Origin of the sequence: Brucepastera parasyntrophica, assembly GCF_022376835.1 — a bacterium.
Lineage (GTDB): Bacteria > Spirochaetota > Spirochaetia > Treponematales > Treponemataceae > Brucepastera > Brucepastera parasyntrophica.
In genome coordinates this window covers 1,873,233-1,899,248 of sequence record NZ_CP084606.1, presented here as the reverse complement: position 1 = coordinate 1,899,248, position 26,016 = coordinate 1,873,233, and the positions used below count along the sequence as shown (strand labels likewise).

Annotated in this window: 27 protein-coding genes; 18 read left to right on the top strand and 9 right to left on the bottom strand. The window is 45.0% G+C overall.

All coding sequences use genetic code 11. The annotated features are described in order from the left end of the window. Positions 1 to 13 precede the first annotated feature (13 nt). The 4 genes from dgcA to K7I13_RS09075 form a co-directional block, all read right to left on the bottom strand. Positions 14 to 1,060, bottom strand: a complete 1,047-nt coding sequence (dgcA, locus tag K7I13_RS09090; protein WP_255944952.1) for a diguanylate cyclase DgcA — start codon at positions 1,058 to 1,060, stop codon at positions 14 to 16. A gap of 5 nt (positions 1,061 to 1,065) precedes the next feature. Continuing rightward, positions 1,066 to 2,697: a DUF5312 family protein gene (locus tag K7I13_RS09085; protein WP_255944951.1), complete on the bottom strand. Its 1,632-nt coding sequence runs from the start codon at positions 2,695 to 2,697 to the stop codon at positions 1,066 to 1,068. Between the two features lie 108 nt (positions 2,698 to 2,805). Then, positions 2,806 to 3,816, bottom strand: coding sequence for a tRNA dihydrouridine synthase DusB (gene dusB, locus K7I13_RS09080; RefSeq protein WP_255944950.1), 1,011 nt, complete (start codon positions 3,814 to 3,816; stop codon positions 2,806 to 2,808). Beyond that, positions 3,813 to 4,586 carry a TatD family hydrolase gene (locus K7I13_RS09075; protein ID WP_255944949.1) on the bottom strand — a complete coding sequence of 258 codons (774 nt, stop codon included), beginning with the start codon at positions 4,584 to 4,586 and terminating at the stop codon, positions 3,813 to 3,815. The genes dusB and K7I13_RS09075 overlap by 4 nt, the downstream gene beginning before the upstream one ends. A gap of 391 nt (positions 4,587 to 4,977) precedes the next feature. Here K7I13_RS09075 and K7I13_RS09070 point away from each other — a divergent pair, with 391 nt between their 5' ends. From K7I13_RS09070 to K7I13_RS09055, 4 genes are read left to right on the top strand one after another with little or no spacing between them, the layout of a single operon-like run. Then, entirely contained in the window at positions 4,978 to 5,865 is an 888-nt protein-coding gene (locus K7I13_RS09070; protein ID WP_255944948.1) for a M23 family metallopeptidase, read from the top strand. A gap of 16 nt (positions 5,866 to 5,881) precedes the next feature. Beyond that, entirely contained in the window at positions 5,882 to 6,328 is a 447-nt protein-coding gene (locus tag K7I13_RS09065; protein ID WP_255944947.1) for a bactofilin family protein, read from the top strand. After that, positions 6,328 to 6,858, top strand: a complete 531-nt coding sequence (locus K7I13_RS09060; protein WP_255944946.1) for a YaaR family protein — start codon at positions 6,328 to 6,330, stop codon at positions 6,856 to 6,858. Before K7I13_RS09065 ends, K7I13_RS09060 begins: the two co-directional genes overlap by 1 nt. A gap of 23 nt (positions 6,859 to 6,881) precedes the next feature. Then, complete coding sequence (locus K7I13_RS09055) at positions 6,882 to 7,823, top strand: PSP1 domain-containing protein (protein ID WP_255944945.1); 942 nt, start codon at positions 6,882 to 6,884, stop codon at positions 7,821 to 7,823. Between the two features lie 6 nt (positions 7,824 to 7,829). Here K7I13_RS09055 and K7I13_RS09050 read toward each other — a convergent pair whose 3' ends face one another. The 3 genes from K7I13_RS09050 to K7I13_RS09040 form a co-directional block, all read right to left on the bottom strand. Beyond that, positions 7,830 to 10,307 carry a hypothetical protein gene (locus tag K7I13_RS09050; RefSeq protein WP_255944944.1) on the bottom strand — a complete coding sequence of 826 codons (2,478 nt, stop codon included), beginning with the start codon at positions 10,305 to 10,307 and terminating at the stop codon, positions 7,830 to 7,832. Positions 10,308 to 10,556: 249 nt separating this feature from the next. Continuing rightward, positions 10,557 to 11,369: a class I SAM-dependent methyltransferase gene (locus K7I13_RS09045; RefSeq protein ID WP_255944943.1), complete on the bottom strand. Its 813-nt coding sequence runs from the start codon at positions 11,367 to 11,369 to the stop codon at positions 10,557 to 10,559. A 385-nt stretch (positions 11,370 to 11,754) separates the two neighbouring features. Continuing rightward, positions 11,755 to 12,138 carry a metal-dependent transcriptional regulator gene (locus tag K7I13_RS09040; RefSeq protein WP_255944942.1) on the bottom strand — a complete coding sequence of 128 codons (384 nt, stop codon included), beginning with the start codon at positions 12,136 to 12,138 and terminating at the stop codon, positions 11,755 to 11,757. A 764-nt stretch (positions 12,139 to 12,902) separates the two neighbouring features. Here K7I13_RS09040 and K7I13_RS09035 point away from each other — a divergent pair. The 14 genes from K7I13_RS09035 to arfB all read left to right on the top strand — a co-directional run bounded on the left by K7I13_RS09035 (position 12,903) and on the right by arfB (position 25,205). Beyond that, complete coding sequence (locus K7I13_RS09035) at positions 12,903 to 13,448, top strand: methylated-DNA--[protein]-cysteine S-methyltransferase (protein ID WP_255944941.1); 546 nt, start codon at positions 12,903 to 12,905, stop codon at positions 13,446 to 13,448. 17 nt (positions 13,449 to 13,465) lie between these two features. Next, positions 13,466 to 13,813 carry an antibiotic biosynthesis monooxygenase family protein gene (locus K7I13_RS09030; protein ID WP_255944940.1) on the top strand — a complete coding sequence of 116 codons (348 nt, stop codon included), beginning with the start codon at positions 13,466 to 13,468 and terminating at the stop codon, positions 13,811 to 13,813. A 194-nt stretch (positions 13,814 to 14,007) separates the two neighbouring features. After that, positions 14,008 to 14,766, top strand: coding sequence for a GNAT family N-acetyltransferase (locus K7I13_RS09025; protein WP_255944939.1), 759 nt, complete (start codon positions 14,008 to 14,010; stop codon positions 14,764 to 14,766). A gap of 340 nt (positions 14,767 to 15,106) precedes the next feature. Next, positions 15,107 to 15,781 carry a DUF1007 family protein gene (locus K7I13_RS09020; RefSeq protein ID WP_255944938.1) on the top strand — a complete coding sequence of 225 codons (675 nt, stop codon included), beginning with the start codon at positions 15,107 to 15,109 and terminating at the stop codon, positions 15,779 to 15,781. A gap of 102 nt (positions 15,782 to 15,883) precedes the next feature. Then, a complete protein-coding gene (locus tag K7I13_RS09015; protein ID WP_255944937.1) occupies positions 15,884 to 16,693 on the top strand; it encodes a nickel/cobalt transporter in 810 nt (269 codons plus the stop codon). Positions 16,694 to 16,830: 137 nt separating this feature from the next. Continuing rightward, positions 16,831 to 17,622 (top strand): amidohydrolase family protein, encoded by a 792-nt coding sequence (locus tag K7I13_RS09010; protein WP_255944936.1) that lies wholly within the window; start codon positions 16,831 to 16,833, stop codon positions 17,620 to 17,622. Next, on the top strand, positions 17,619 to 18,098 hold the full coding sequence (locus K7I13_RS09005) for a flavin reductase family protein (protein ID WP_255944935.1): 480 nt from the start codon (positions 17,619 to 17,621) through the stop codon (positions 18,096 to 18,098). Before K7I13_RS09010 ends, K7I13_RS09005 begins: the two co-directional genes overlap by 4 nt. Before the next feature lie 164 nt (positions 18,099 to 18,262). Continuing rightward, positions 18,263 to 19,249, top strand: coding sequence for an efflux RND transporter periplasmic adaptor subunit (locus K7I13_RS09000; RefSeq protein WP_255944934.1), 987 nt, complete (start codon positions 18,263 to 18,265; stop codon positions 19,247 to 19,249). Then, positions 19,236 to 20,225 (top strand): efflux RND transporter permease subunit, encoded by a 990-nt coding sequence (locus K7I13_RS08995; protein WP_255944933.1) that lies wholly within the window; start codon positions 19,236 to 19,238, stop codon positions 20,223 to 20,225. The genes K7I13_RS09000 and K7I13_RS08995 overlap by 14 nt, the downstream gene beginning before the upstream one ends. Next, on the top strand, positions 20,141 to 22,312 hold the full coding sequence (locus K7I13_RS08990) for an efflux RND transporter permease subunit (RefSeq protein WP_255944932.1): 2,172 nt from the start codon (positions 20,141 to 20,143) through the stop codon (positions 22,310 to 22,312). Before K7I13_RS08995 ends, K7I13_RS08990 begins: the two co-directional genes overlap by 85 nt. Positions 22,313 to 22,349: 37 nt before the next feature. Further along, positions 22,350 to 23,162 (top strand): TolC family protein, encoded by an 813-nt coding sequence (locus tag K7I13_RS08985; RefSeq protein WP_255944931.1) that lies wholly within the window; start codon positions 22,350 to 22,352, stop codon positions 23,160 to 23,162. Positions 23,163 to 23,224: 62 nt separating this feature from the next. Continuing rightward, the gene (locus tag K7I13_RS08980) at positions 23,225 to 23,917 is read left to right on the top strand and encodes a TolC family protein (RefSeq protein WP_255944930.1); all 693 of its coding nucleotides are present in this window, start codon (positions 23,225 to 23,227) and stop codon (positions 23,915 to 23,917) included. A gap of 166 nt (positions 23,918 to 24,083) precedes the next feature. Next, positions 24,084 to 24,779, top strand: coding sequence for an SGNH/GDSL hydrolase family protein (locus tag K7I13_RS08975; protein WP_255944929.1), 696 nt, complete (start codon positions 24,084 to 24,086; stop codon positions 24,777 to 24,779). Between the two features lie 3 nt (positions 24,780 to 24,782). Next, entirely contained in the window at positions 24,783 to 25,205 is a 423-nt protein-coding gene (gene arfB / locus K7I13_RS08970; protein ID WP_255944928.1) for an alternative ribosome rescue aminoacyl-tRNA hydrolase ArfB, read from the top strand. Positions 25,206 to 25,242: 37 nt separating this feature from the next. On the opposite strand, the gene K7I13_RS08965 is transcribed toward arfB, so the two are convergent. Together K7I13_RS08965 and K7I13_RS08960 are read right to left on the bottom strand one after the other, a co-directional pair. Then, positions 25,243 to 25,581, bottom strand: a complete 339-nt coding sequence (locus tag K7I13_RS08965; protein ID WP_255944927.1) for a hypothetical protein — start codon at positions 25,579 to 25,581, stop codon at positions 25,243 to 25,245. Further along, positions 25,578 to 25,937 (bottom strand): hypothetical protein, encoded by a 360-nt coding sequence (locus tag K7I13_RS08960; RefSeq protein WP_255944926.1) that lies wholly within the window; start codon positions 25,935 to 25,937, stop codon positions 25,578 to 25,580. The genes K7I13_RS08965 and K7I13_RS08960 overlap by 4 nt, the downstream gene beginning before the upstream one ends. Positions 25,938 to 26,016 lie beyond the last annotated feature (79 nt).

The following is a 26,016-nucleotide window of genomic DNA, read 5'->3' as shown; positions in this document are numbered from 1 at the left end:
CACACTACTCTGCTTAATTTGCTACGGTTACACGGTTGCGGCCGGCCTGTTTGGACGCATACAGGGCCTTGTCCGCCCGTTCAACCAGTTTTTTCGGTGATGTATCCACTTCAGAATTATATTCGGCAACGCCAATAGAAATAGTAAGGCTTAAATGCTGTTCATCATATAAAATATCAAGATTTTCTATTGAAGACCTGATCCGTTCGGCTATTTTTTTCGCTGTCGCAAGTTCCGTTTCGGAAAGCAGGACCACAAATTCTTCCCCGCCGTAACGGGCCGCCATATCCTGGGTCCGGGTATTCTGCTGTATAATGGAAGCAACCATCTGCAGCACAAAATCTCCGCAGGCGTGCCCATAGGTATCATTAAAGCGTTTGAAAAAGTCTATATCAAGCATTAAAACGGAAAGCGGAGAATTCTGGTCGTCGCTTATTTCCAGCTTTTCCGAAAGAACGGCATAAAAATAGTGTTTCAGCTTGAGGTGCGTCATCATGTCCGTTGTGCTCATTTCAAGAAGCGCGGCGTTATTGATGGCAATGGACGCGAGCGCGGCAATATTCAGAATATGCTCTTTATCGTATATCGAATATTCTTCAGAAGTTATCTGCTCTCCAAGCAGAAGAATTCCGTTTATATGGGTCCTGGCCTTTAGGGGAACAACCAGGGAAGGATTTAACGAAATAAGCTCATTAATCGGAGTATCTATCTCAATGGAACTTTTCTTTATTTCATCAATTGAAAAACAGGTATTCTGTTTGCTCAGCAGCTTAACAAAGGAATGGTCTTCGGGGATGGAGTATTCAAAATCATTTGACAGTTCAAACCCGTAATAATTCTGGTTCATCTGAAAGCAGCTTGCGTCAAAACTTTTCCGTGTAAAAATCGCAACGCCCAGGGTTTTCATCTGCCCCATACAGGTATACAGCAACGCATCTATCAGAGTAGAAAAATCAAGGGAAGAATTAAGACTCTTTGAAATTTCCAGCAACTGCTTTAAATCATATATTTGCTTATCAACAGAAGCAGAACTTGTTATTCGCCGTCGCTGTTTACCCATTACAACTATTTCTCCGCTTTTTCCGACATATTAGTGGAAACAGATATGGTGCCAATTATAGCATATTTCTTCATGATTTGCAAAAAGTTTTGGTAAATATCTATTTCTTTCTCCAGCAAAAGAAAGGAATCATTATTTTTTGCTGATTTTGTTATGGTCCTGATGTTCGTTATCATTTCCGGCATTGATTTTTTATTATCATCAAGGATGATCTGGCTGTATTCATATACCTCAGCAAACTGGGTAACAGCCTGCTGGATAAAGGTTTTGGCGTTATAATTCATTGTATCGACCATATTTCTGAGCGGGGCTTCAAAATCCTGTCCCTTTTTCAATTCGCTGAGGTATCCCATCATTATTCTGTAACTGCAGGACTTCCCGTCCTGAAAAAGCTCCTCAAATTCCGCTATTTTATCCATAACAGCCGCGCAGTAATAATAGGCGCTGGAACAGGCCGCCTGCACTGCCCGGTTATTGAAAAACCCTTCAATTATTACCGCTTCTAGAATCTGGCCGAAATGGGGAAGAAAATAATGAATGGTAAAAGTTTTTATTATTTCCATCGGCCGGACCCATTCGAGGGAAAACGGCGTCAGTTCCTGCAAAAGGCTGTTTGTGGATTCATTGTAATATTCGAGCTGCTCAAGGGGCTGTCCGTTAAAAACCGACGCGATAAGAGTCTGCATTTCATTTGCTTCTTTTTCCTTGAGCAGTTTTTTTGAATCACTGTGAAACAGTTCCGTAAGTCTTGTTTTATACTGCTGAATATAATCGGGCTTTATACGCGGCTGGGCCGGAATAAAAGAGGCGTCTTTTTTTGCCAGCCTGATAATGGATAAAACTATATTTTTACTGAATTTGTTCTGGATCTGGCTGTACAGGGCCCGGAAGGTATTTCCTATCTTTCCGGTAATCTCCTCGCTCAGCTGAACATTCTGGCTCTTTGCCTCAAGCAGAGACACGACATTAACTATGGATGTACTCAGGTCGAGATTATCCAGCAGATAATACACATCCATCAGATAGGGAATTACGGTCGAAACCTCTATTGTACGGAAACTGGTTTTATCAAGGTAGCCTGCCTGCGCGGCGGTTTTGAAACCGGGGTCAAAGCAGGAAAAAAAACCGTAAAAATCAAAACGGCAGAAATCGTTAAGTACATCAAGCTTGTCAATTATTCTTTCCGCCTGTTTCATACTGGTTGTATCAAGCGTTTTGAGAAACTGGGTCAGTTTTTTTGCCTGATTCTCAATAACTGTTTCCGGCTTGACCGTTTCGGAAACAACAGCCGCCGACCTTTCGGAAAAATGAAAGGACTTTCGCATTTCCCTCTGTTCTTTTGTCATCGCGAGTTCAAGAATGAAATCGCGGTACCGGTCGGCCATCCGCCGGTCAGGATTTGCTATGGTTTTTCCCAGAATCTCGCTTATTGGCATCAGAAGCTGGTATATCTGATAAACCGCTATCGGAAAGGCGGGCAGGAGAATGCCCTCAGGCCGGTAAATGGGAGGATTTATTGCTTTCAGGGAGGCCTGCATTTGTTTGAGCTGCTGTTTATTTTTATGTTCTGCCGATGAGGAAAAAACAGAGCCGAATATGCCCTGGAAAAATTCCAATACATCGTTTAATAAAGCCATACGTTCCAAGTGTAGTCCCTTGTTATTGAATTTTCAAGGGATTGTTTCATTCTATTTTCATTATTTTCACAGTTTTTCAGCCCCGGAAAACCGCGGAGCAGGGTCCCGTTATTCGGAAAACCCGTATTCGGCAAGAATTTCCCGGTAATCCTGTATGGCCGCGGCTTTTACCAGGGAAGCGCGCATGGCCCCGCCGTTCTGGATTCCCCTGGAATAGGCGCAGAATCTTTTTCTCATCTCCCTGCACGCGGGAATTTCTCCGATAAGGTCCGAAAGACCGAGCAGTTCCTGCCACGCGGCGGTCATACGCTCCTGTGCGGTCACTTCAGAGTAAGACCCTGCCGTCAGAAGGTCCCGGGTCTGGGCAAAAATAAAGGGATTTCCCATTGCCCCGCGCGCGAACATTATGCCGTCACAGCCGGTTTCCTCGAGCATCCGCTTTCCGTCTTCCGGAGAAAAAAGATCGCCGGACCCGAAAACGGGTATGGAGGGGTTTTTTGCATGAACAATTCCGGAAAGTTCCGCAAGAAGGGTCCAGTCTGACTTTCCCTCATATCCCTGGGCCCTTGTCCGGGGATGAAGCGTTATCGCGGAGGCTCCGCCGTCCAGCGCCGCGAAGGCGGCCTGTTTCCAGGTACATTGCGTTTCGTCCCAGCCGGACCGGATTTTCACACTGACTGGAATTCCGCCGGCGGCTTTGACGACAGCCTCCGTAACGGAGAATAATCTTTCAGGATCTCTGGTTAAAGCCGAGCCGGCGCCGGTTTTTACAATCTTCGGAACAGGACAGCCCGCGTTAATGTCGATACACTCTGTCCCTGTTTTTTCGAGTACAATACAGGCGGCTTCAGCCATATAAGCAGGATTGCTTCCGAAAATCTGCACCGCATACTGTTTTTCATTCGGGGCGCGCCGCATTAACAGCTCAGTCTTGCCGGAATTCCGGACAAGGGCTTCCGCGGAAACCATTTCCGTATAGGTAAAGGCCGCTCCGTGCGCAATACAGATAGACCTGAAGGCAGGATCGGAATATCCCGCCACAGGCGCAAGAAAAATATTGCCCGAAAGGGCAATATTTCCTATACGGACGGGATGAAAAAGTTGTGAGGCATTACTCATTCAGGCAAGCGGAAAAAGGTACAGCTGTTTTTCCATAACTGGTCGGCGAGTTCTTCAATGTCCATTTCCAGCATTTCAGCCATAAATTTCACCGTTGACGGAGTATACGCGGGCATATTCCGTTTTCCGCGGAATTCAGCGGGAACCATAAAAGGACTTTCGGATTCCACAAGAATGCGGTCAATCGGCAAAGTGAGGATGGTTTCATGGAGATTACGGGCGTTCCGGTAGGTCAAATTTCCCGCAAAGGAAAACCAGAGGTTCAGATCGAGCGCAATCCGCGCATATTCCGCGTCTTCGGAATAACAATGTAAAACTCCGCCCGCTTCCGGCAATCTTTCTGCAAGAATATCTAATACATCCTTGCCCGCGTCCCGATTATGTATAATAACAGGAACATCTGCTTTATTTGCCAGCTCAAGCTGGGTAATAAACAGTTCAATCTGGGAACGTTTATCGCCGAATTTTCGGTAATAATCGAGGCCTATTTCGCCCAATGCGACAACATTCGGCAGTTTAAGGCCTTCTTCAATAATATGTATCCAGTCCCTGCCGGGATTGGTAACTTCGGAGGGAGACACACCTATAGCGTGATATACAGAAGGTGCGGATTTGAGTGTTGCGTATACAACCTCAAAATCATGCAGACTATTGCATATACTGACAATGCGGTTAACGTGTGCCTGTTTTGCTTCCTGTATAACACGAAGCTGCTCAATAGGGTCTTCATAGATAAGCCCTATGTGAGCGTGAGTATCAAAAACTTGCATGGCTGACATCCGGGTTGAGATTTGTAGCTGCCCTTGGGCAGAGAAAGTATCCTATAAAGGATATGGATATATAATACCATCGAGTTGACGTATCGTCAACAAAAAAAGTATCGTTAGGGATACCGGGTAAAAAGGCGGGTGTAATTACATAATTTTACACTAATTTTATGTTATGAGGCAAGGAAAATTTGACAATATTTTTTCTTCCATGATATACTTTTTAGCAAGTGATATGCTTTAATTGGAGAATTGAAAGTGCCAAAGACCAGGGGCTATAAACGCTTTGAAAATAATATCATTCGTTCAATAGGCCGTTTTTTAAGAGAATTTTTACTTCTATCGGAAATTTTTTCGTTTCAATATTCAGAGGGGACGCTGTAAGCTGACCATTATGGTGGTCCCGCATTCGCAGAAAAAAGTTATTAACTTTCAGGCATCGGTTTTTTCCCTTCTGTTTTTTATTGTCCTTCTGGCAGGCGGAATTTCCGCTTTTTTCTGGTTTTCCCGCCGGGTAATCGTTTCAAACCAGGAAGTCGCCTCCCTGCAGAAGGAATTGAGGGAAACTGTTGCGACGCTTAATAAGCTGCAGGATGAAACAGGGAATCTGCTTAAAGCCGCGCAGAATTTCCAGCCTGCCCTTTCCGGAACCCTGGGACTGCTTGGAATAGATACTTCTTCCGGGACAACCCAGAGCAATACACAGGGCGGAGATCTGGCTTCTCTTTTCAATATAAAGGAAACAGCCTTCGGCACCATGCAGGAAATTGCCGAATTGCAGAGGCTCGCCGGATATCTTGAGAATTCCGTACAGCCCATTGAAGAAATAGGCAAGCTACTTAACTCACAGAACGCTCTTTTCTCGGATATACCAAGCCTCTGGCCTATCAAGGGCGGAATCGGGCATATTTCCATGGCATTCGGACAGAACAAGCACCCCTTTACCGGACAATGGTACATACACAAGGGGGTTGATCTTTCAACATACCGCTCCGGAGATTCGGTCCTTGCCACCGCGGACGGGACTATCGCGACGGTTGCCTATGATCCGAGCTTCGGGAATTATGTGATTATCCGTCACAAACACGGGTTTTACACCCGTTATGCCCACCTCCAGCGGGCGGCTGCTCAAAAGGGAGATTATGTGCGTCAGGGCGACGTTATCGGATATATCGGAAATACCGGAATTTCCACGGGACCCCATCTTCACTATGAAATTCATGTAGGATCCGATGTTGTCGATCCCATGAAGTATATTAACGTTAAATCCATTAACAAATAACAGGGACGATTCCGGGATGGCTTTTGCTTCTTCTGACCCCGTTTCCATCAACACCCTGATCGGACCGGACTCCTTTGTAAAAGGGGAACTGAAAATTTCCGGCTTTGTCCGTATTGACGGGGATATAGACGGCAATCTTGAAACAACAGGGCGGATTATTATAGGCGAAAACGCCCGTATCCGCGGCAATATAAGCTCAAATGTGGTTACCATCGGCGGCATTGTGCAGGGCGATGTTATTGCCCCGGAAGGTGTAACGATTCTGTCAACCGGGCTGGTTTTGGGGACTATTTTAACAAAGCATTTACAGATTGAAGACTCCGTTATTATAAACGGCTATTGTTTTGCCGTTAATGACGAAACAAAATTTGACGCGGCGCTTGCGACATATAAAAACCGGCAGGCGCTGGCCGATTCGGCGCTCAGCATTCCGTCCAACGGAATATACGGAGATCATACATAATGGCCGCGCCGGGCCCTATAGACAGCTCATCTCCCTTTTTTGCTTCAATAGCGGGCCAGGCGGCCATAACCAATAAAAATACCAAGGACGACCGCAAAAAAAAGGTCTCGGAAAATTCCCGGTTTGATAAACTTTTAAAAAAAGAGATTGAAACTTCCGAAAAGCCGGGAACTGAGGCTATTCCTCAGCATCTGGCCCATCTTCCCCCGGAAAAAATCCTGGAAGCGCTTCTGGATGATGTTCATAATTCCGGCGATTTATTAAAAAAAAGTCCTGTTCCGGAAAATATTATCGCCTATAAAAACGCGGTCAGATCCTTTGTCAAATTTGTGGTTGCACGTACGTATGATGTAACGGAAACCATATCCGGAAATAATATCCTGAAAAGAAAAAAATATGTTCAGATCCAGGTTATCGATCAAAAACTTGAACAGCTGGCGGCAGGTATTCTTTCTAACCAGAACCCGCAGCTTAAATTACTGGAAAAAATAGAAGAAATTAACGGACTGTTAGTGGATTTGCTTTCCTAACAGCTGAAAATAAGGCAGGAAAAATGCATTCAGAATTTGAAACAACCGGTATTCCGGATGATGATTTGGAAAATCTTGAAGAACTTGAGCAGCTCGAAGATCTTGAAGCGGAAGCCGCGGAACCGCTCCCGTCAGGAAATTTTGTTTTCCCTGAGCCCCTGTATTATCTGAAACTTGATTATTCAAGCGAAGGCCTGTACGCAACGCATAATACGCTGGAAATCGCAAAAGGTGATCATGTGTTTGTCCAGACCCGTTACGGCAAGGATATTGCCTGTGTGATGGGGAAAGCCCGCGCGCCAATCGGGATCAGGCCGGATGATGTTATTACTATTGAAAGAAAGGCGACGGAGCAGGACCTTTCGCGGGTTAAGGAAAACAGGGAAAAAGAAACCATTGCCTTTAAGTCCTTTAAGGAAAAAGTACTGCAGCATAAGCTTGATATGAAGCTGATCGCGGCGCATTATCTGCTCGATGAACCTAAAATCCTGTTCTTTTTCAGCGCCGAGAACAGAGTGGATTTCAGGGACCTGGTAAAAGACCTTGTGGCTATTTTTAAAATGCGGATAGAATTGCGGCAAATAGGAGTGCGGGACGAATCCCGTATTACCGGCGGACTGGGTGTCTGCGGCAGACCTTATTGCTGCCACGCGGTGACTGATAAACTGCGGCCTGTTTCAATCCGGATGGCAAAAGACCAGAACCTGTCGCTCAATTCCATGAAAATTTCCGGGCAATGCGGCCGTTTGCTATGCTGTCTTGCCTATGAGCATGACTGGTATTGCGACGCCCGCAAAACGCTGCCAAATGAGGGGATATCCCTGCGGTATGATAACTGCAACTTCCGGGTATCGGAAGTTAACCCGCTGACGCGGATAGTTAAACTTAATGGCGAAGACGGCAGAATTCTTGAAATTCCGGCGGACCAGATGAAAAAGACAGACGGAAAATGGAGAATTCAATAGGCTGAACTAATCCGGGCTGGCTTCCTCGTAATCAAAATCCGTGAGAGGGTTTGCCGTTCCGATAAACAGAATTCGTCCGGACCGTTCCCTGACTGAAAGCTCTTCCCCGTTCCAGTGAACTTTTATGGCCTTGCCCTTTGGCTTTGATAACTTATTAATTGTCTCTTCATACTGGCTTTGCTCTCCTTCCGGAAAATTACCGGCGGCAATGAATAAATATCCGTCAAAAACATAGGGGTTTTCCGGGGCCGGGACATTAGCCCTTTTATAAATTGTCTCATACGCCTTATTAAGCTCAATCAGAATGGCCACATCAACATCTTCTTCGCCGATAATTATAACCCAGCCCGGATATTCACTTTCCGAGGGCGCGCTTAACAAAACAGCGGGGGCTGAGTCCTTTTGTTTTGAGAACAATGTAAAAGAACCATCGAGTTTTATCGGTAACCCCGCGAATTCCCAGTAACCGAGCCAGGTTTCCGAAAAATTGGCGGGAAGATAAACCTGCGCCGCGCCCTTTTTCAGAGCTTCTTCCATGGTTTCATAAGCGGATATCCGCAATTCAATCATTTCCAGCAGCTTTTTATCGATTCTGATCCTTGTCCCGGTAATCAGGTCGACATTCGCATCATTTGATTCCATTATTGTATCCCCGAAACGGGTTATGGTGTATATTTTGGGGAAATCGATTCTGTACAAAAGTGTTATATGGGTGAGCACATTAAAGGCGGAATAGGCAAACAGTGACCTTGATGCATTTTTCTGGGCATTTTCATAACTTTTAATCCGCTGTTTTATATCATCCCTGAGCCATTTGTTTGCTGAAATCTTTTCCCTTATTTCCGCATACCGGTCACGGCCGAAAGCGGGGCCGTCTGACAGTTTCAGGTATTCCGAGTGGTATAAGGCCATTTCTTCCATGTCCGCGATATTTATAAAGCGCATAAACTGCGGAAAAACCAGGGGAGATATGCCGTTAGTCAAAAAAAGCGAAAAATTTCTTTGCAGTTTTTCCCGCTTCTGAAGAATGACATACTCGGTTGAAGCTTCCATTATATAGGAAAAAAGCTTGTGCTGTTCGGGGAGAAGATACTCGTTGAGAATCTGTCGGAATTCCTCGGAAACGGAATCAAAAGCACCGTCCGGGATTTCTATTGTGACAAAGAAGTTTTTCGGAGTTCCGTCCCTGCCCGGAATATTTCTTTTGTAATATGTCCACAATTCTGCGGGATACAGTTTTATTCTGCAGGATTCTTCTTTTCTGGAAATTATAAGCTCACAAGAACCTTCCAGAATATTGAAGTTTTCTATCTCGAACTGCCAATTGGGGATTATCGCGTTATTTTCCCACAAAAACCCTTCCAGCCGGATATCAGCGGAAGTTCCCCGCAGGGTTCCGGCGGCGGTATCGGTCGGCTGCGCGGCAAGAAAGTCCGATTCGCTGAAAGTCAGGGGGGCCGGCACAAATATCCATTCAGTCCCGAAAACGGGCTTTGTCCAGTATCCGGTGACGCCGTCCCTGTTTAATCCGGCGACACGCAATTCGCGCGCGGCGTTGCCCATTCCGTTCTGGAGAATGGTAATATGCCTGGTAAGCAAAGCTTTCCCGGTAAGGGGTATTTTTGGCTGGTACAGCCATTCTTCGGAGGGCAAACCCCAGAGGCTGTAATTGGAACGGTAATCAGTACCTTCCAGATCCGATTTATACGGAGTATACGTGTATTTAAAAAACATAGGATCACTGCCTATGGTGTCAAAGTCGGCGAGTCTGGTATACATTTCGCCGGTTTCATTTATAAGAAACATTGTGGAGGCGCTTGCGGAGAGCGCCACGCTTTTGAATGTTCCCCGTTCCGGGCCGATCAGGTTATGGCTGAAATCGCTGGGCAGCCCGGTATCGCCTATGCAGATTTCCTGCCCATCCTCGAGAAGAATATAGGTAGTCGCGATTTCCATGGTCCCGTAATGATGGGCATTGCCGAAAATATCTTCATAGTATCTGACGTGGGAATTCCGTTTTCCCATAGCCCACGCTATATTCGCGGCTGTCCTGTTATTCAGAACGAGCGGCTCTTCATTCGGCCAGCCCTGGGCGTCATACCAGTAATTTTTTTTACGGGTTATAATTTTATCAAAGCAGATCCTGTAAAAACGGCCCGCATCCGATAGGGCGACAAGTTCATCAGCATCCGCCGAAATTTCAACGATTTTCCCGGGCGCGGCAAAATTCCGTCTTTTTTTATTATGGGGCAAGCCTGTTTCCATAAAAAGGGTCCATAAATCAGGACCCGGGACCTCTGCGCCGGGAATCCCCTTATACCAGATATGACCGTCCTGCAAAATATAATAATGATAAGAATTAAATGTCTGTGTCCGGGTTTTTATATATACTTTATCAGGAAAAAACCCGTTAATATTTTCAGATACATATTCTTCATGGGGAAAGTTTTTCAGTTCATAGGTATATAAGCCCCCGCTTTTCATGATGGAGCTGTTTGTTGTACACGCGGCTGAAAAAAGCACCGGGATTATTATGAATAAAATAATCCGCCTCATAGGGGAAATTTGGATTTCAGGTAAATGTGGCATTGTTACTATTATTATAAACAGAAAAATTGGTATAAGCCAACTGAATTCCGGTTTTAGTATGGTTTCCCGGGTTTTAAATAAAAAACAGGCGGAGGAAGTTTATCCGCCGCCTGTTTTATACAACTTTATTATTTTTATGCTACTTTATAAACTGAAAACCATTACGGTCATCGGACTTTCCGGCGACCATTTGTCTTTGGCAAAGCTGCCATAGCGCTCACAGCCGGTAAATCCGGCTTCTTTTGCAAACATTTCCGCTTTTTCAGCTGTGAGCGGAAAGATTTCCGTTCCTTTTTGAAGCACGATTTTTTTCCCGTTTCCCATTTCAAGGGTCGCGTCCAGCTGGAGCATATTGTTTTCCAACGGAGTATATCCCCGCTCAAAACTCACCCTGATGGACCCCTTTGAGGGCAGGGAAAAAGGCTGCCCGGTATTAAACGAGTCAAAATTCATTGTCTGAATAACCAGTTTTCCACCGGGTTTCAGCAATTCCCGCGCATCATAAAAGAATTTCCGTATCAGCGTTTCATTTCCTATATATTCTATAGTGTCATCTATACAACTGATAATATGAAATGAATCCTTTTTAAGATAACGCGCCATATCTATGGTTGACATCTCAAAAAGACGTACTCCGGAATATCCTTTTTGTATTCTGCGCTTTGCGGTTTCTACCATCTCATGGTTGCTATCAATGCAGGTAATATCCATACCGCTGTTTATGAGACGGCCTTCGAGTTTTGCAGTAGCGCAGCCTACGCCAAGATACCTGAGGACCGGAGGGGGTTGTATTACAGAATCTGTTTTCATTTTTTCCTGTAAACCAAGAAAAAACTTAGAAACATCTTCATCCAGAGGAAACAATTCGTCATAATATTCAAGAATTGCCGTGTAAAATTCCTGCATGTTCTGGACGATTGTCAGTGCATTTTGATTTTGAGGCAAATCAAACTTCATAACTTCTCCTTAAATAAAACCGGCCTTTTTTGATATAATGCTCATAATAAATTCAAGAACTGCATAACTACCTACATTCCTGAACCCCATATTATCTTATCGCTATCAATTACAGCGTTTCGAGAAAATATTTGTTGTGTATGGAAAATAAAAATGCTTTTTTGTGTGCTTTGTTAGTTTTTAAATACAAAATTTTCCAATTCAGTTTCAGTAATGGTTAACATGAAATCTTCTAAACTATATTACATAGTTAGGAATATCAAAAGCCGGTTTCAAGTATTTACCAAATACCGTATATACATAAAAACCCGAAAAGGAAATTTTGTTACACTTTTCTTTTAATCCTGTATAATTGCAAAAATTGGCATAATTATTCAAACTCCGGTCAACTTTTTAAGAGTTTTTTCATAAATGCATCCAACTGCTCCGCCGTTTCTGCACTGATAACGTGCTCCATGCGGCAGGCATCCTTTTCTGCAATTTCAGGATCAACGCCTAATATCTCAATCAGAAACTTTTTGAGCATATTATGGCGTGATCTGACTTTTTTTGCTACTTTTAACCCTTCTTCCGTTAATTTTATTGTGCCGTAATGTTCATGTTTTACCAGTCCTGACTCCTTGAGGACATTCAGGGACTTGTTAACACTGGCACGCGATACGCCCAAGGCATTGGCGATATCAATTGACCGGGCAACGCCTGGTTCCGCGGAAAAATCAAGTATAGCTTCCAAATAGTCTTCTTTTGAAGCACTTATTACATCATCCATACGTTTAATAATTATACTCCTTTTTTTTTTCAAAACAACTCTAATTTAGCATACTATCAATTATTTGGAGGATATAAATGCGTCTTGACAAGTTAAAAACCGGGAATTCATACAAAAGTGTGAAAAATTTGCACGGTATTTTGGCCGGAAATCAAAATTCAGGAAAAATCGGCTACTGAAAATAGCCGATTTCCCGAAATTTACTTTCTTTCGCCATATTATAAAGGTATTGATGAACCACATTTTACAGCCTTTATGGCTGTCGGACATGGGATTAAGGCGCGGGTCAATGGTTCAACGGTCCAGAAAAACCGGGTTTTTACCCCTTTACAGGATAAAAATATTATAAAGAGGTACCGTTTAACACCATGATAAAATGCGTGTTTTTCTCCAGCGTACTAAAATGTATACAAAGGGGAGGGAAAATGCGCCTTTTTTATTCGCAGATTGCATGAGCAATCACGTATAACCAATTTCCTTTATGAACACAGGTGAAATCCGCGTTCCCAGAGAAGGAGGACGCCCTCCATACCAACCATTTCTTACAGAACAAAGCTATCTATAAATCCGCCGCCAATGCCATTCGGACAACAACACTTCCCGCAGAAATCCATGTCCGAAAACAGCCGGATTCTCCTGGTGGGTATGATATATTAAAACCGTAGTCCTAAAACAAGCTGTTGAAAACAACAGAAGCCCGGCGCCCGCGGCGAGGCTATACCGCCGTCAATCTTTGGAGCGCACTATAATAAGGAGGCTGATGAATGTACTACTCAACTGTATACCTGTCACCGATAGGGAAAATCACGATAGCGTGTGACGGCCCCGGACAGAACCTTGCGGGTCTATGGATAGAAGGACAAAAGTATCATGGGGATACCATCCCCGAAGCCATGGTGGGACGGGATGATATGCCAATATTCGATACCGCAAAAAAATGGCTGGACAGATATTTTGCCGGAGAGAAGCCTGTTATTTCCGAATTGCCTCTCGCTCCCATCGGCAGCGGATTCCGCCAAGAGGTATGGCAAATTTTGTGTAAAATCCCCTATGGCAAAGTTATCACCTATGGCGGCATCGCAGAAAAAATGGCGGTGAAATTAAAGAAGGAAAACATGTCGAGCCGGGCGGCAGGCGGAGCGGTCGCGCATAATCCAATTTCCATCATCATCCCCTGCCATCGGGTCGTCGGTTCAGACGGCAGCCTGACAGGATATTCCGGGGGAGTCCAAATGAAAGTAAAGCTGCTTGAACTGGAGGGCGCTGATATGTCCCGGTTCTTTGTGCCCGCAAAGGGCACCGCACTGTAAGATAAGGAAGAAAAACGATGGTACTTGTCATTTTCGAGGTCACGGTTAAAGAAGGATGTATGGACGATTACTTAGCCGCCGCCAGCAAGTTGAAAGAAGAACTTGCCCGGGCAAATGGTTTTATCCGCGCCGAGCGGTTTTCCAGCCTTGCCGCCGGACGGAAGCTGTTAAGCCTTTCGGAGTGGGACAACGAAAACGCGGTAACTGAATGGCGCAACCAGTATGAACACCGCCAGGAGCAGAGACAGGGCCGGGACTCCCTGTTTGAAAGTTACACAATTACTGTTGCTTCCGCGCTCCGCACATATACGGATAAAGAACGGCACGAAGCTCCGGCGGACAGCGACGTTCTGTATATCCAATAAACAATTAACAGGGGACCAATGAACTCAGGATAACCGGCGGCCCCTGTTATCCTAAGCCAGGAGGTCTCCGCTGCCGAATGAATTAATACTGCACGCTCTTTTTTGAATATTGATATTGGAAAGTATCAAGTGTGGTGATAAACTCTGTGTCATAGAGCTTGAAGTATAGAGTTTTGCGAGAGGAGCGGTATCAAATGAGTGATTGCCCGGAGTTTCTTAATCTGACAGAGGAAAACCTTTCAGAGCAGCATTTGTGCTGTACCATAAACAGCAAAAAGTTTTCCCAGGGCGTTGAAACCAAAAAAAAATGGTTGTCAGACAGACTTGAGGAAGGTCATGTATTCAGAAAATTAAACGCCCGGGCTACCGTATTTATTGAATATGCGCCCCTTGAAACAGCCTGGGTCCCGGTTACCGGGGATAATTATCTTTATATGTATTGCCTGTGGGTTTTAGGAGACCATAAAGGCAAGGGCTATGGGAAAACATTGATGGAATATTGTATTGCGGATGCCAGACAAAAGAAAAAATCAGGCATCTGTATGCTCAGTTCCGTTAAGCAGAAAAACTGGCTTTCCGACAAGGCCTTTGCCATGAAATACGGTTTTGAAATTGTGGATACTACCCAGGACGGCTACGAATTACTGGCCTTATCATTTGATGGAACAGTCCCGCGTTTCTCGGAGAACGCCAAAAAGCAGAGCATTAAAAGCCAGACGCTGACTATTTATTACGGTTTACAGTGTCCCTATATCCCATACACTGTGGAAACAGTACGGCAGTACTGCGAAGAGAATGCTATTCCTGTGGATTTTATTAAGGTGGATACGCTGAAAAAGGCAAAGGCATTGCCCTGTGTTTTTAACAACTGGGGAGTATTTTACAAGGGTAAATTTGAAACAGTGAATTTGCTGCTTGATATATCATATCTTCAGAGGATTTTGAAAAAGTAATGCTATTTTAACACACAGGATATTTGCCCGTTTTTTTTACAGCCTTTAAGGCTTTCATTTTCCGGTAACCTTTGGTTCCGCGGGTTCTTTTATATAGTATACATCTTTATTCTTTTCCGCCAATTCCGGAAGAGGACATTCGTTTTATGTCCTGTCCGGCACAGGTTCCTATATGCTGGTTTCAGCGCCTGTGCTTCCGGTTGGACATTTGCCGGGTTTTTATAGTCAAATAATTTAAATTATTTGACTATTTCCGATTGGACGTGTTTCTGATATAAAGAATTAGCTAATTCTTTATATCAGAAACGTAACTTAAAGGAGTATAATATACAACAGGAGTATGAATCTGAAAAACCATTTCCGGCATAATCCGGATTTTAAAATCATATTTTTTGTAATTTTTCTCTGTTTTCTTCCTTTTTCAGCGGCTGCCCATCCGCACATGTTTTTTTCCTGTACCGCGGAATTTATATGGGAAGGTGAAAAGCTGAAGGGTGTTTATCAGGAATGGACGCTGGACCAGTTTTTCAGTGCCGATATTATCAGGGCGTATGACAGGGACATGGACGGAAAATTCAATACGGCAGAGAACAGGGACGTGTATAACAATGCGTTTATTAATCTGCGTCATTATTATTTCTATACTTTTATACGGCAGGGAAAAACCCGGACAAGTCCGCCCTCGGTATCCGAATTTACCGCCTCGCAAAAAAACAATCTGCTTGTATACCGGTTTTATGTTGATCTGACCCAATTCGATTCTTCGCAGGAACTGTTTATTGCTGTGTATGACTATACATTCTTTTGTGATATAGCGTATCCGGAAAAGGACCCGATCAGGCTGGTCCATAATTCGAGTATAGTCCATCCGAAATATGAAATTGTCGAAAACAAAAATTTTCCGGTTTATTATAATCCGATCGGAGCCATAGACGATACAACCATTTATTATGAATGGAAACCGGGGCTTCAGACATATTATCCCCGGGAAATAAGAATATATTATGAGAAATAGATTTTTTTTGCCTGGTTTTCCGGCTTTTTTAAAAAAAAAGCCCTGCTTTTTTTAACGCTTCTTATTTTTACAGGAAATTTCCGCATTTTTTCAAATCCCTTTATGGGTAGCGGCCCTGCCCTGCCCGAAACGGAAATCTCTGACGGCGAGATACATCCCGATGACCTGCCGAATGCCGCGCAGCCTTCGCCGGTCAGAGCAGGCGCGCCCAAAAGAGAACTTGTTGTCCGCCAGGCAAAATTAAGGGAGAATCTTGGAAATTTTTTATATTCATGGAAAGAAACGGGATCTTCTTCAGTCTTTTTTGCCATTCTGGGCGTCGCATTTTTATATGGGATATTACACGCGCTCGGCCCCGGGCACCGGAAAACTGTTGTATTTTCCCTATACATAGCGCGGAAGGCCCCTGTATGGGAACCGGCCGTTATTGGGCTGGTGCTCTCCCTGCTGCATGGCGGAACAGCGCTTGTTCTCCTGCTTCTTTTGAGAGGAATTTCGGGCCCTTTGAGCGGGCGGGCCGATAATATTGCAATATACATGGAAGGATTTACCTACCTTTTGCTTATTGTCCTTGCCTGTTATCTGGTAATTCACGCGCTGGTGGATATGATTTCCGCATCCCATAATCATTCCGGAGACAAAAAAAAAGACAGCATGAGCCTTGGAGCATTACTCTTAACCGGAATATATCCGTGTCCGGGCGCGATTCTCGTGCTAATTCTTGCCCTGACGCTTGATGTTGTGAGCGTAGGGGCCGCCGCGGTCCTTGTTATGTCCGTGGGAATGAGTATTCCCATAATTGCGGCCGGGTATCTTGCGTGGTTCGGCCGGACCGGGCTGTTTTACGGCCTGAAAAAAACGAGGTCCTTCTTGGGAGAATTTCCTCGGGAATCGAGCTGCTTGGATATGTAATCCTGCTCGTTTTTTCCGTATATATTGCAATGCCCTTTATCGTAAGTCTTCCCGCCCTGTTTGGAAAATAAATACTGTCATTCCGGTAAATTCGGTGTTACAATACGGATATATCCTTTATTGCAAGGTTCGGCTGTATGGATTATCCCATATTTGATTTACACGGACACAGTGGCAAATGGCAGCAGCATATTATCGATAAAAATATGCTCTGCTCTCTGGCGCAAAAGGAAAATATCCGGAAAGTTCTGATTTCAAGTCTGTCAGGGATGGAAACGCCCGGACATATCCCCGGAGGAATACCATTTTCCGGACAGACACAGGCCGCGCTGGAAACCCTTGAAGAATGCCGGGATACCTCATGTCTGATTCCCGCACTGGTATGCCAGCCGGGACACGCAAAAGCCGATGAACTTGTTCCCCTTCTTGAAAATAATACATTCGCGGCCCTGAAATTTCATCCGTATATGCTGGATGTCGACGCGGACAATGAATTGTATGATCCTTTTATGGAACTTGCGGAACAGTACGGGCTTCCTGCGGTGTTTCATTCCGCGCCCGGAACGTCCGATCCCGCCAAAATCTACCGGCTCGCCCGGCGCCACCCCAAAGTAAAAACCGTATTGTATCATATCAATTTAACCGGTGATATTGATTACGGAATTGAAATAATCAAAACAGCCATGGACCGGCATGACGCGGAATTATACGGCGAAGTTTCCTGGGTTCCCGCGGAATATGTGCTGAAAGCCATAGAAACATGCGGATTTGACCGTATTTTGTTCGGTACGGACCTGCCTCTCGACGGAGAGACCCATTATTCATTTTACTATCCTGTTATCAGGGCTGTTGAATCCAGGTACGGGGAAAAAGCAACAGCCCGTTTTTTGTATGACAATAACCTTGCTTTTATCGGAGAAAAAACATGAATACAGACTTTTCCGGATATGACCCTGTAGACCTTACCGAAGCCTACACTCTGCTGACGCCCGGGCTTCCTATTCTCGTTGCTTCAAAAGGAATGCATTATAATCTCGCGCCTATAGCCTGGAACACGCCGATGGATTACGAACCTGTCAGTAAAATCCTTTTTGTGAGCGACCCCGCGCACCAGACGGCAAAAAATATACACGAAACAATGGAATTTGCCGCCTGCATTCCTTCTTCAGCAAACGACCCGATTATAGAGCAGTGCGGTTCCGTATCTTCTCCCGAGTCCGATAAATTCGAGCAGTTTTCAATCCGGTCTTTTCCCGCCGCAGATATTGATGTGCGGATTCCGGAAGTCTGTTCCGCGTGGATTGAGTGCAGGGTGATCCGCATTATTCAGGAAGGATCCGTTGAAATTTTCATGGGGGAAGCAACCGCGGCCTATAAAAGAAAACAGGAAAATTTCCAGGAATAAAATATATAAAAAGAAAAAGTAAGTGCCTCTTTTTCTTTTCATATATTATTATATAATATAGAAACTATGAAAAAGAAGGATCGGGACTTCTCACACCCCATATTAAAAAGCGCCTGAAACAGCTAGCCGCAATACTGATTATTGCGGGCATTTTTGCGCTTCTCATGTTTTTTAACGCACGCAAAAAAACGGTGGAGGCGGAAGAGGTCCTCCCTCCTGTTAAAATTCTGACTCCGGAATTGGGGTCCATTCAGAAAAATTTCCGCGTTAACGGTTTTCTGGAAAGCGAATCAATGATTACCGTTACCCCGAAAACGCAGGGCCTTATAACAAGGGTTTTTTTTGACACCGGTGATGTGGTCTCAAAAGGCGCCATTATCGCGGAAATTGATCCCGAACCATACCGGCTGCAGCTTGAGCAGGCTGAAGCAGGATATATAGCCATAAAAAATACCTTTGACAGGGTCTCTACACTGTATCAGTCAGGATCCGCCTCAAGGCAGAATTATGATCAGGTAAAAGGCCAGTTTGACGCCGCTAAATCCCAGTATGAACTGGCAAAACTGCAGCTTGAATACACAAGGATTGAATCGCCTATCAGCGGGACTATTCTTGTCCGGCATATCTCCCAGGGGGCAATGGCGGGGCAGACCACTCCGCTGTTTACGGTAGGCAATTTAAACGACGTACAGATACGGGTCCAAATGCCGGAGCAGTATTACGCGCTCTTTTTGAGGCAAAGGGATTCCATCACCATTCAAACCCAGATCCCTGCGCTGGAAAATGCTGTTTATGAGGCGGAACTGAAAACAGTTTCCCCGTATATTTCTCCGGAAACACGGAATTTTGAAGTTATATGTACTATCAGTGACGATAAAAACGAAATCCGCCCCGGAATGTTTACAAAAGTTATTGTCAATCTGGAAAAACGTGATAATGTTTACAGCCTTCCGTATGAATGCCTGGTCGGCGGAACGTCGTTATGGTATCTGGAAGGAGGAAAAGCGAAGATCCTGCCGTATACGGTGATTTTTGAGGGCGACTCCCGTTTCCAGATCAGTGATGAATACGCGGAGTATCTTTTCCTGTATGAAGGACAGCATTTTCTGCGCGACGGTATTCCGGTTACGGTGATACATGAAAATTACTGACTTTTCAATCCGTCATCCCGTAATAATAACAATTCTTCTTGTAGCGCTCGCCGTTTTCGGATTTATTACAGTTTCAGGAATGAGTCAGGAGCTGTTTGCCCAGGTCGATATGCCTACCCTGATTGTCGTTACCGTGTATCCCGGAGCCGGCCCGGATGATGTTGAACGGGAAGTAACGAGGGTTATAGAAAATGAAGTTTCAAACCTGACCGGGATTTCAAAAATTTCTTCACGCTCGATGAATTCCGTTTCAACGGTAAATATCGAATTCGTATGGAATACGGATATAGAGCTGAAAATAGGCGACCTGCGTGAAAAGCTCAATGATGTGGCAAAAAAACTGCCTTCGGGTATTAACGGCGCGCCCCAGATTCTCCGATTCAGTTCGTCAATTCTGCCGGTATATTCCATGTCGGTTGAAAGCGGAATGGACCGCCAATCCCTTGCCGAATTTACGGATGACAGCATTGTCCCCCTGCTTGCCCGGATACCCGGAGTTGCCCAGGTAAATGTTACCGGAAAGGCGGAAATGATTGTTGATATTATTCTCAGAATAGATGATCTGGTTTCACGGGAGGTTTCAATTCTGACCGTGTTCCAGATTCTGCAGGCGAACAATGTTGCGCTGCCCGCCGGGTCTGTTATCTATCAGCAAAACACGCTGAATATCCGTACCAACGGACAATACCAGTCGCTGGATGATATCCGCAATCAGGTTATAGGTTTTAAGGATAATTCCTATATCAGACTTTCCGATGTGGCAGACGTACTGCTGGTTGAGCAGAGGCCCGACCGCTATGTCACTTCGGGAGACCGGGAACTGGTCGTGATTGATATAATCAAACAGCAGGGCGCCGACACCGTCAAATTAATCCGGCAGGTCAGGGCTGTATGCGAAGGGATAAAAAAGACTCGGGCAACGCGGTCAGTTTTACCACAATTAATGATGACAGTTATAATGTCTCGCTCACCATAAATTCTGTCCGGGATTCGGCTCTGCAGGGGGCCCTTCTGGCGATTCTCGTTATCCTCCTTTTTCTGCATAATTTCAGGACAACTCTCATTATCGGTATATCAATTCCCTTTTCAGTTCTCTTTTCCTTTGTTCTGATGAGCATAAAAGGACAGGGGCTGAACCTGATGACTCTGGGCGGCCTGACGGTCGCGATCGGAATGATTGTCGACAATTCCATTGTCGTGCTTGAAAATATACATAAACAGTATCTTCTTTTGGGTGACGCAAAAAAAGCCGCCTCAAAAGGAACGGCGGAAGTCGGCGGCTCGATTGTTGCTTCAACAACGACAACGCTTGTCGTATTCATTCCCATTTTATTTGTCCGGGGGTTTGCCGGAGTAATCCTTTCGGATGTAGCGCTTACCATAGTATGGGCAATTGGGGCGTCAATGATAGTCGCGCTGGTTGTTGTCCCGATGCTCTGCGCCTATCTCCTGAAACCGGACGATAAGAGCAGATATTTGCTGCAGCAGCGCGCAGCGGATACATGGGAACGCGGATACGGAAAAGTCGAAAACTTTTACCGGAAAACGCTTAATCTGGCATTAAAAAACAGGGGCTTTGTATTAACGCTCACCATCCTTTTGCTTGGAATCAGTGTTTTATCCGTACGTTTTCTCGGTTTTGAATTTTTAAGTGAAACGGATATGAATGAGATAAATCTATCCATGGACTTTCCATCAACATATACCATAGAAGACACAAGAAATAAAATGATGGAAATTGACCAGTTTTGCAGGGCGCTGATTCCCGATGAAATTGAAACCTCCGCCTTTTATGCAGGGGTCGGAGATTCCTTTGCCATATCCACAAAACCGAACATAGGATACGCAAGGATCAGGCTGGTTCCGAACCGGCAGAGAAAGCGGACTGTTTTTGAACTTATACCTCTGCTGCGAAGGGAAATAGCCGCGAATATAACCGATATAGACTTTTCAATCGAAAACGGAGGGCTGGCCCAGCTCGTAAATGTAGCGACCGGCGGCGCCGGTTTCCGGCTGGAAGTTTTCGGGTCAAACCTTGATGATATATACCAGTCGGCGCAGGCTATCGCGGCAGTAATGAAACAGGACCCCAGCGTTGAAACGGTTAATCTGAATATCAATTTCAATGAGAGGGAACTTGTTTCAACTCTGAGTACGGACTATATGGGTTCGCTCGGCGTCACCGCACAGGAAGCTGCGATAACTTCCCGCGTCATTTTTAACGGAATTGAAACAGGTATTTTCAGATACAATGATAAAACGTATGACATGGTTCTCCGCTCAACTCTCGCGGGCGAGGAAATAACCGACGATATCCTGAACACCATTACATTACAGTCCCAGACCGGAAACATGATTTCCTACGCGAATTTTTCCGACCTGAGTCTGCAGAATGCGGTAAATGTTATTTCCAAAGAAAACAAAATGAAAACGATTACCGTTACGGCAAGTCTTAACAATCCGGATTTGCGCGGCATCCAGAACAGGGTCCTTCCCCAGATTGAAAAACTCGATTTTCCATTTGGCGTGAACTGGATGGTTGCGGGAAGCGCGGCCTCAATGCAGGAATCATTTTCTTCCCTTTTTTCCATGCTGCTGATAGGGGCTTTCCTGGTATATATGGTAATGGTTATCCAGTTTGAACGCTTTATCCAGCCTCTGATTATCATGGCGTCCATTCCGTTCGCGGCGATAGGTATTGTTGCGGCCCTGATGGCGTTCGGCTCAACGCTTTCAATAGTTTCAATCATGGGAATCATTACGCTCGCGGGGACCGTTGTAAATACGGCCATTGTTCTCATTGACTATACAAATCTGCTCCGCTCGCCCGAATATAACCAGTCGCTGGAAGACGCGGTAGTAAATGGCGGGGTAAGCCGCCTTAAACCGATATTGATGAGTGTTCTGACCACCCTTATAGGACTTTTGCCTATGGCTATCGGTATAGGCGAAGGAAGTGAAATTTACGCTCCGCTCGGACAGGCAATATTCGGGGACTTATTTCATCAACCTTTATTACACTGTATATTATTCCCGTTCTGTATTATAAAATTGAGTCAATGACTTTGAAAAGGCGTAAAAAACCAGAGGCTGTTCAGACATGAAAAAATATGTTTCGGTTCTGATTTTCATAACTGTATTTCTCGCCTGGCCTGTTTCTGTTTTCTGTGAGGAACTGTCCGCGGCCGGAAAAATACTGCCGGACCAGGTTATGCAGTCAATCAGCCGGTATAACGCTTCTGCGGCGGAAGCCCTCTCAAAAAAAGTATACGGAGAAACGCAAAGCGCGGCGGAAACCAATCAGCAGGCGATAAGCATTTATGAGCTGCAGAATATTTCCGGTTTATCCAACGCAGATTTGCAGATACTCCGGTTTGAAAAAAGAGCTGCCGAACAGCAGAAAAAAGCGGCCTTTGGAAATTTTCTGCCGACGATCAAAGGTTCATACGGCCTTGCCTATCTCGCAAATCCGACAACTTTCAATTCCCTTCTGGAAGACCTCGGCGTTGATTTATCGCCGATTACCTTTCCCCCGCCATATGATTTTATTACGATAGATCCGGCGCAGCTTTTTAGTGAGACGGGAGAACCGTATTACTGGATGAACAGTTTTTCCCTTTCCGCGATGCAGCCTGTTTTTACCTGGGGAAAAATCACAAACGGATACCGGATGAGCAAAAAAGCCCTGGACGCAAAGGCTTTGCAGTATGACATGTCCTCACGCCAGATTGAAGCCCAGATTGCGGCCAATTATATCGCATTGCATTATCTGTCCCAGCTGGAAACCGCTCTTGAAATCCAGCAGATAATCGGGTCCCGTCTGGTACACCTGTCGGATGACGGAATGAGGACAGGAATGATGATCGCCGTGGAAGCCGGAAAAACCCGCCTGGAAGTAAAAAAATTGACGTAGCAGTCCAGAAGCTATATGAGGAAAAAAACAAGGTCCTGTTTTCCCTGAGGGAACTGACCGGCTTGCCTGATCTCGCGGTCGAAGATATTGATTTTTCGTGGATACCGGAAAACCCCGGAAACAGACACCTGCCGCCGCCGGGAGAAATCATCGCATATGTACATACGGCGGGCAGGGAACAGCAGCTTTTGACAATTATGGATGAAATTGCCGATCTGCAGTTCCGCATCGCTCGCGGAAGCGCTTTTGCCAATCCTGATATAGGACTTTCCGTGGATGTCAGTTTTACCACACCCTATCTTCCGGGGACATCGGGCTTCGGAAACAACTGGCAGTGGAATGTTACGACCGCAATCGGAATATCATCCACCTTTTTTGACGGCGGGAAATCATACCGGGAAATGAAAATCCAAAAAGAAAAGCAGAATATCTCCCGCGCCGAGCACCGGAAAAAAATGGAAGAAATAGACCGGACCATTTATTCCCTGCATAATTCCCTTATAACATTGTGCGCGGAACTCGAATTTTCGGACCTGCAGCTGGCCCATACCCTGCAGGAAATCGAACAGAAAAAAAATGAATGGGAAACCGGGTATACAGGCGAAACGGAATATTTAATGAAACAGCTTGATTATTATTCCGCGCTTACCGGAAATATTCAGCAGCAGATATCTTTTTATGCAAATTACTGTTCCCTTCTCTACCTAAGCGGAAAAAACATTCTCGATCAATTAACCGGCATACCAGAAATGTAGCCGATCTTATACTGAAATCCGGTATCATTCCGCATTTTTTGCCCCTGAAACCGCCTTTTTTCCGGGCCGCGGAATTTTTAAAAATAATGCAACCATTTTAACTTCTGTTTGTCCCTTATAATATAGGACATTCCTATAATGATTTTCAGAATTTACAGGGAAATTTATGAATATAAGAAACCGGCATATAAGTATTTGGGGAGACTCTATTCTTAAAGGAGTCGTCCTGGACGACGCAACCACCAGATATTGCGTTCTTGAAAATAACTGCGTATCCAGGTTTGCGCAGGAAACAGGCGCCAGCATTTCAAATCACGCCTGCTTCGGCATGACAACAGGAAAAGCATACGAACGTATCCGGAAATCAATAGAAAGAAACCCGCCGTCAAAAGATGATATTGTATTGATCGAATACGGGGGCAATGACTGCGATTACAAGTGGTCAGAAATCGCCGAAAACCCGGAAGCGCACCATGAGCCGAAAACCCCCATTCACAGATTTATCGGACAGCTCCAGGGAATTATAGATATATTCAAATCCTTTTCCATCTCGCCGATCCTTATGTCGCTTCCTCCGCTTGAACCATTCAGATATTTTGAATGGCTTTCCCGGGGCCTGAATAAAGAGAATATTATGAAATGGCTGAATGATATCAATAAAATTTACCGCTGGCAGGAAGCCTATAATGATATTGTTACCGATACCGCGATAAAAAACGATCTCCGTCTCATAAACGTAAGAAGGAATTTTCTTGTTTCCGATCATTATACTTCAAAAATCTGTTCCGACGGGATTCATCCGAACCAGGCCGGACATGAAAGTATTTTCAATTCCTGCCTGTCCTATCTTCAAAGCGTTTAATGCATGAATTACAGGACGCTGCACGCATCCATACTCCGTGAAACAACGTTCACCTTTGCCCGCTCCGGCGGGCCGGGCGGACAGAATGTAAACAAGGTCAATACAAAGGTTTTTGCTTCCGTTAATATCCAGAATCTGGCCGGCCTTTCCGGTGAAGAAAAACAGTGGATTATTTCCCGTCTCGCGAATAAAATCCATGACGAGTCTGTTTTATCCGTTTCCTCGGAAAAAGAACGGTCCCAGCTGCGTAACAGGGAAATAGCTTTGGCTCAGCTGGAAAAAATAATAATCCAGGCCGGCAGAAAGCCGAAAAAAAGGCTGCCGACGAAGCCCGGAAAAAAAGCGGTTATGGAACGTCTTCAGACAAAAAAACGCCATTCCGAGGTAAAAAAGGGGCGGGGGCGTTTTACGGGCGATGAGGAATAAATTCCTGTTCCTGAAAAGCAGCTTTCATTATTGTTTGCTATACATGTGCATTCATATATTTTATTGTCCAGGGACAGAATATCATACATTTCATACAGGTCGTGCAGTTATATACATCCAGCATTTCCTCCCTTTGAAGGGAAGGATTCCATTCGCGGCCTCTTAATACCCCGGGGCCGCAAACATCCGCACAGACACAGCAGTTTCCGCATTTTGCTTTTTTGTATGTATATGCTGTTATTTCCAGCGTGGCATCGGTTAAAACAACCCCCAGGCAGAGGCCGCTTCCATATTCGTCAGTGACTAACAGATTGTTTTTCCCTATCCATCCTATCCCGGCCAGTACGGCTATTGTTTTATGCGGCAGCGGGGTCAAGCCATAAACACCGTCAAAAAACCTGTTTCAATCTGGTTTTTATCGGAATGGGAGTACGCGCTGAATCCTTCATGCTTAAAAAAATCCGATAGTGAATCGGATACCCGGTCTGTTTTGAGTTCGGTCAAATACAATTCATCATCCGAAAAGTCCGGGCTATTATGTATTTTTTCCTGCACATAATCCGGGCAGCCGGTTACTTTCCGGATATACTGAGGGCTTAATGGTATAGTAAAGATAACAGCCCGGGAAAATCCTTTATTCTGTTCTTCCGGCAAACCGCTGATATCGGTAAAATAAACAGACGCCGCTCCGTTTGCTTTCAGACAGGAGGTGATGCTTTCTTCAAGGTTCATGCAAATCTCTTTCCCAAAATTGGTTTCCGGATGGATTTTCCCCTGATTCATTATTTTACGCAAGACCAGTATAAACACG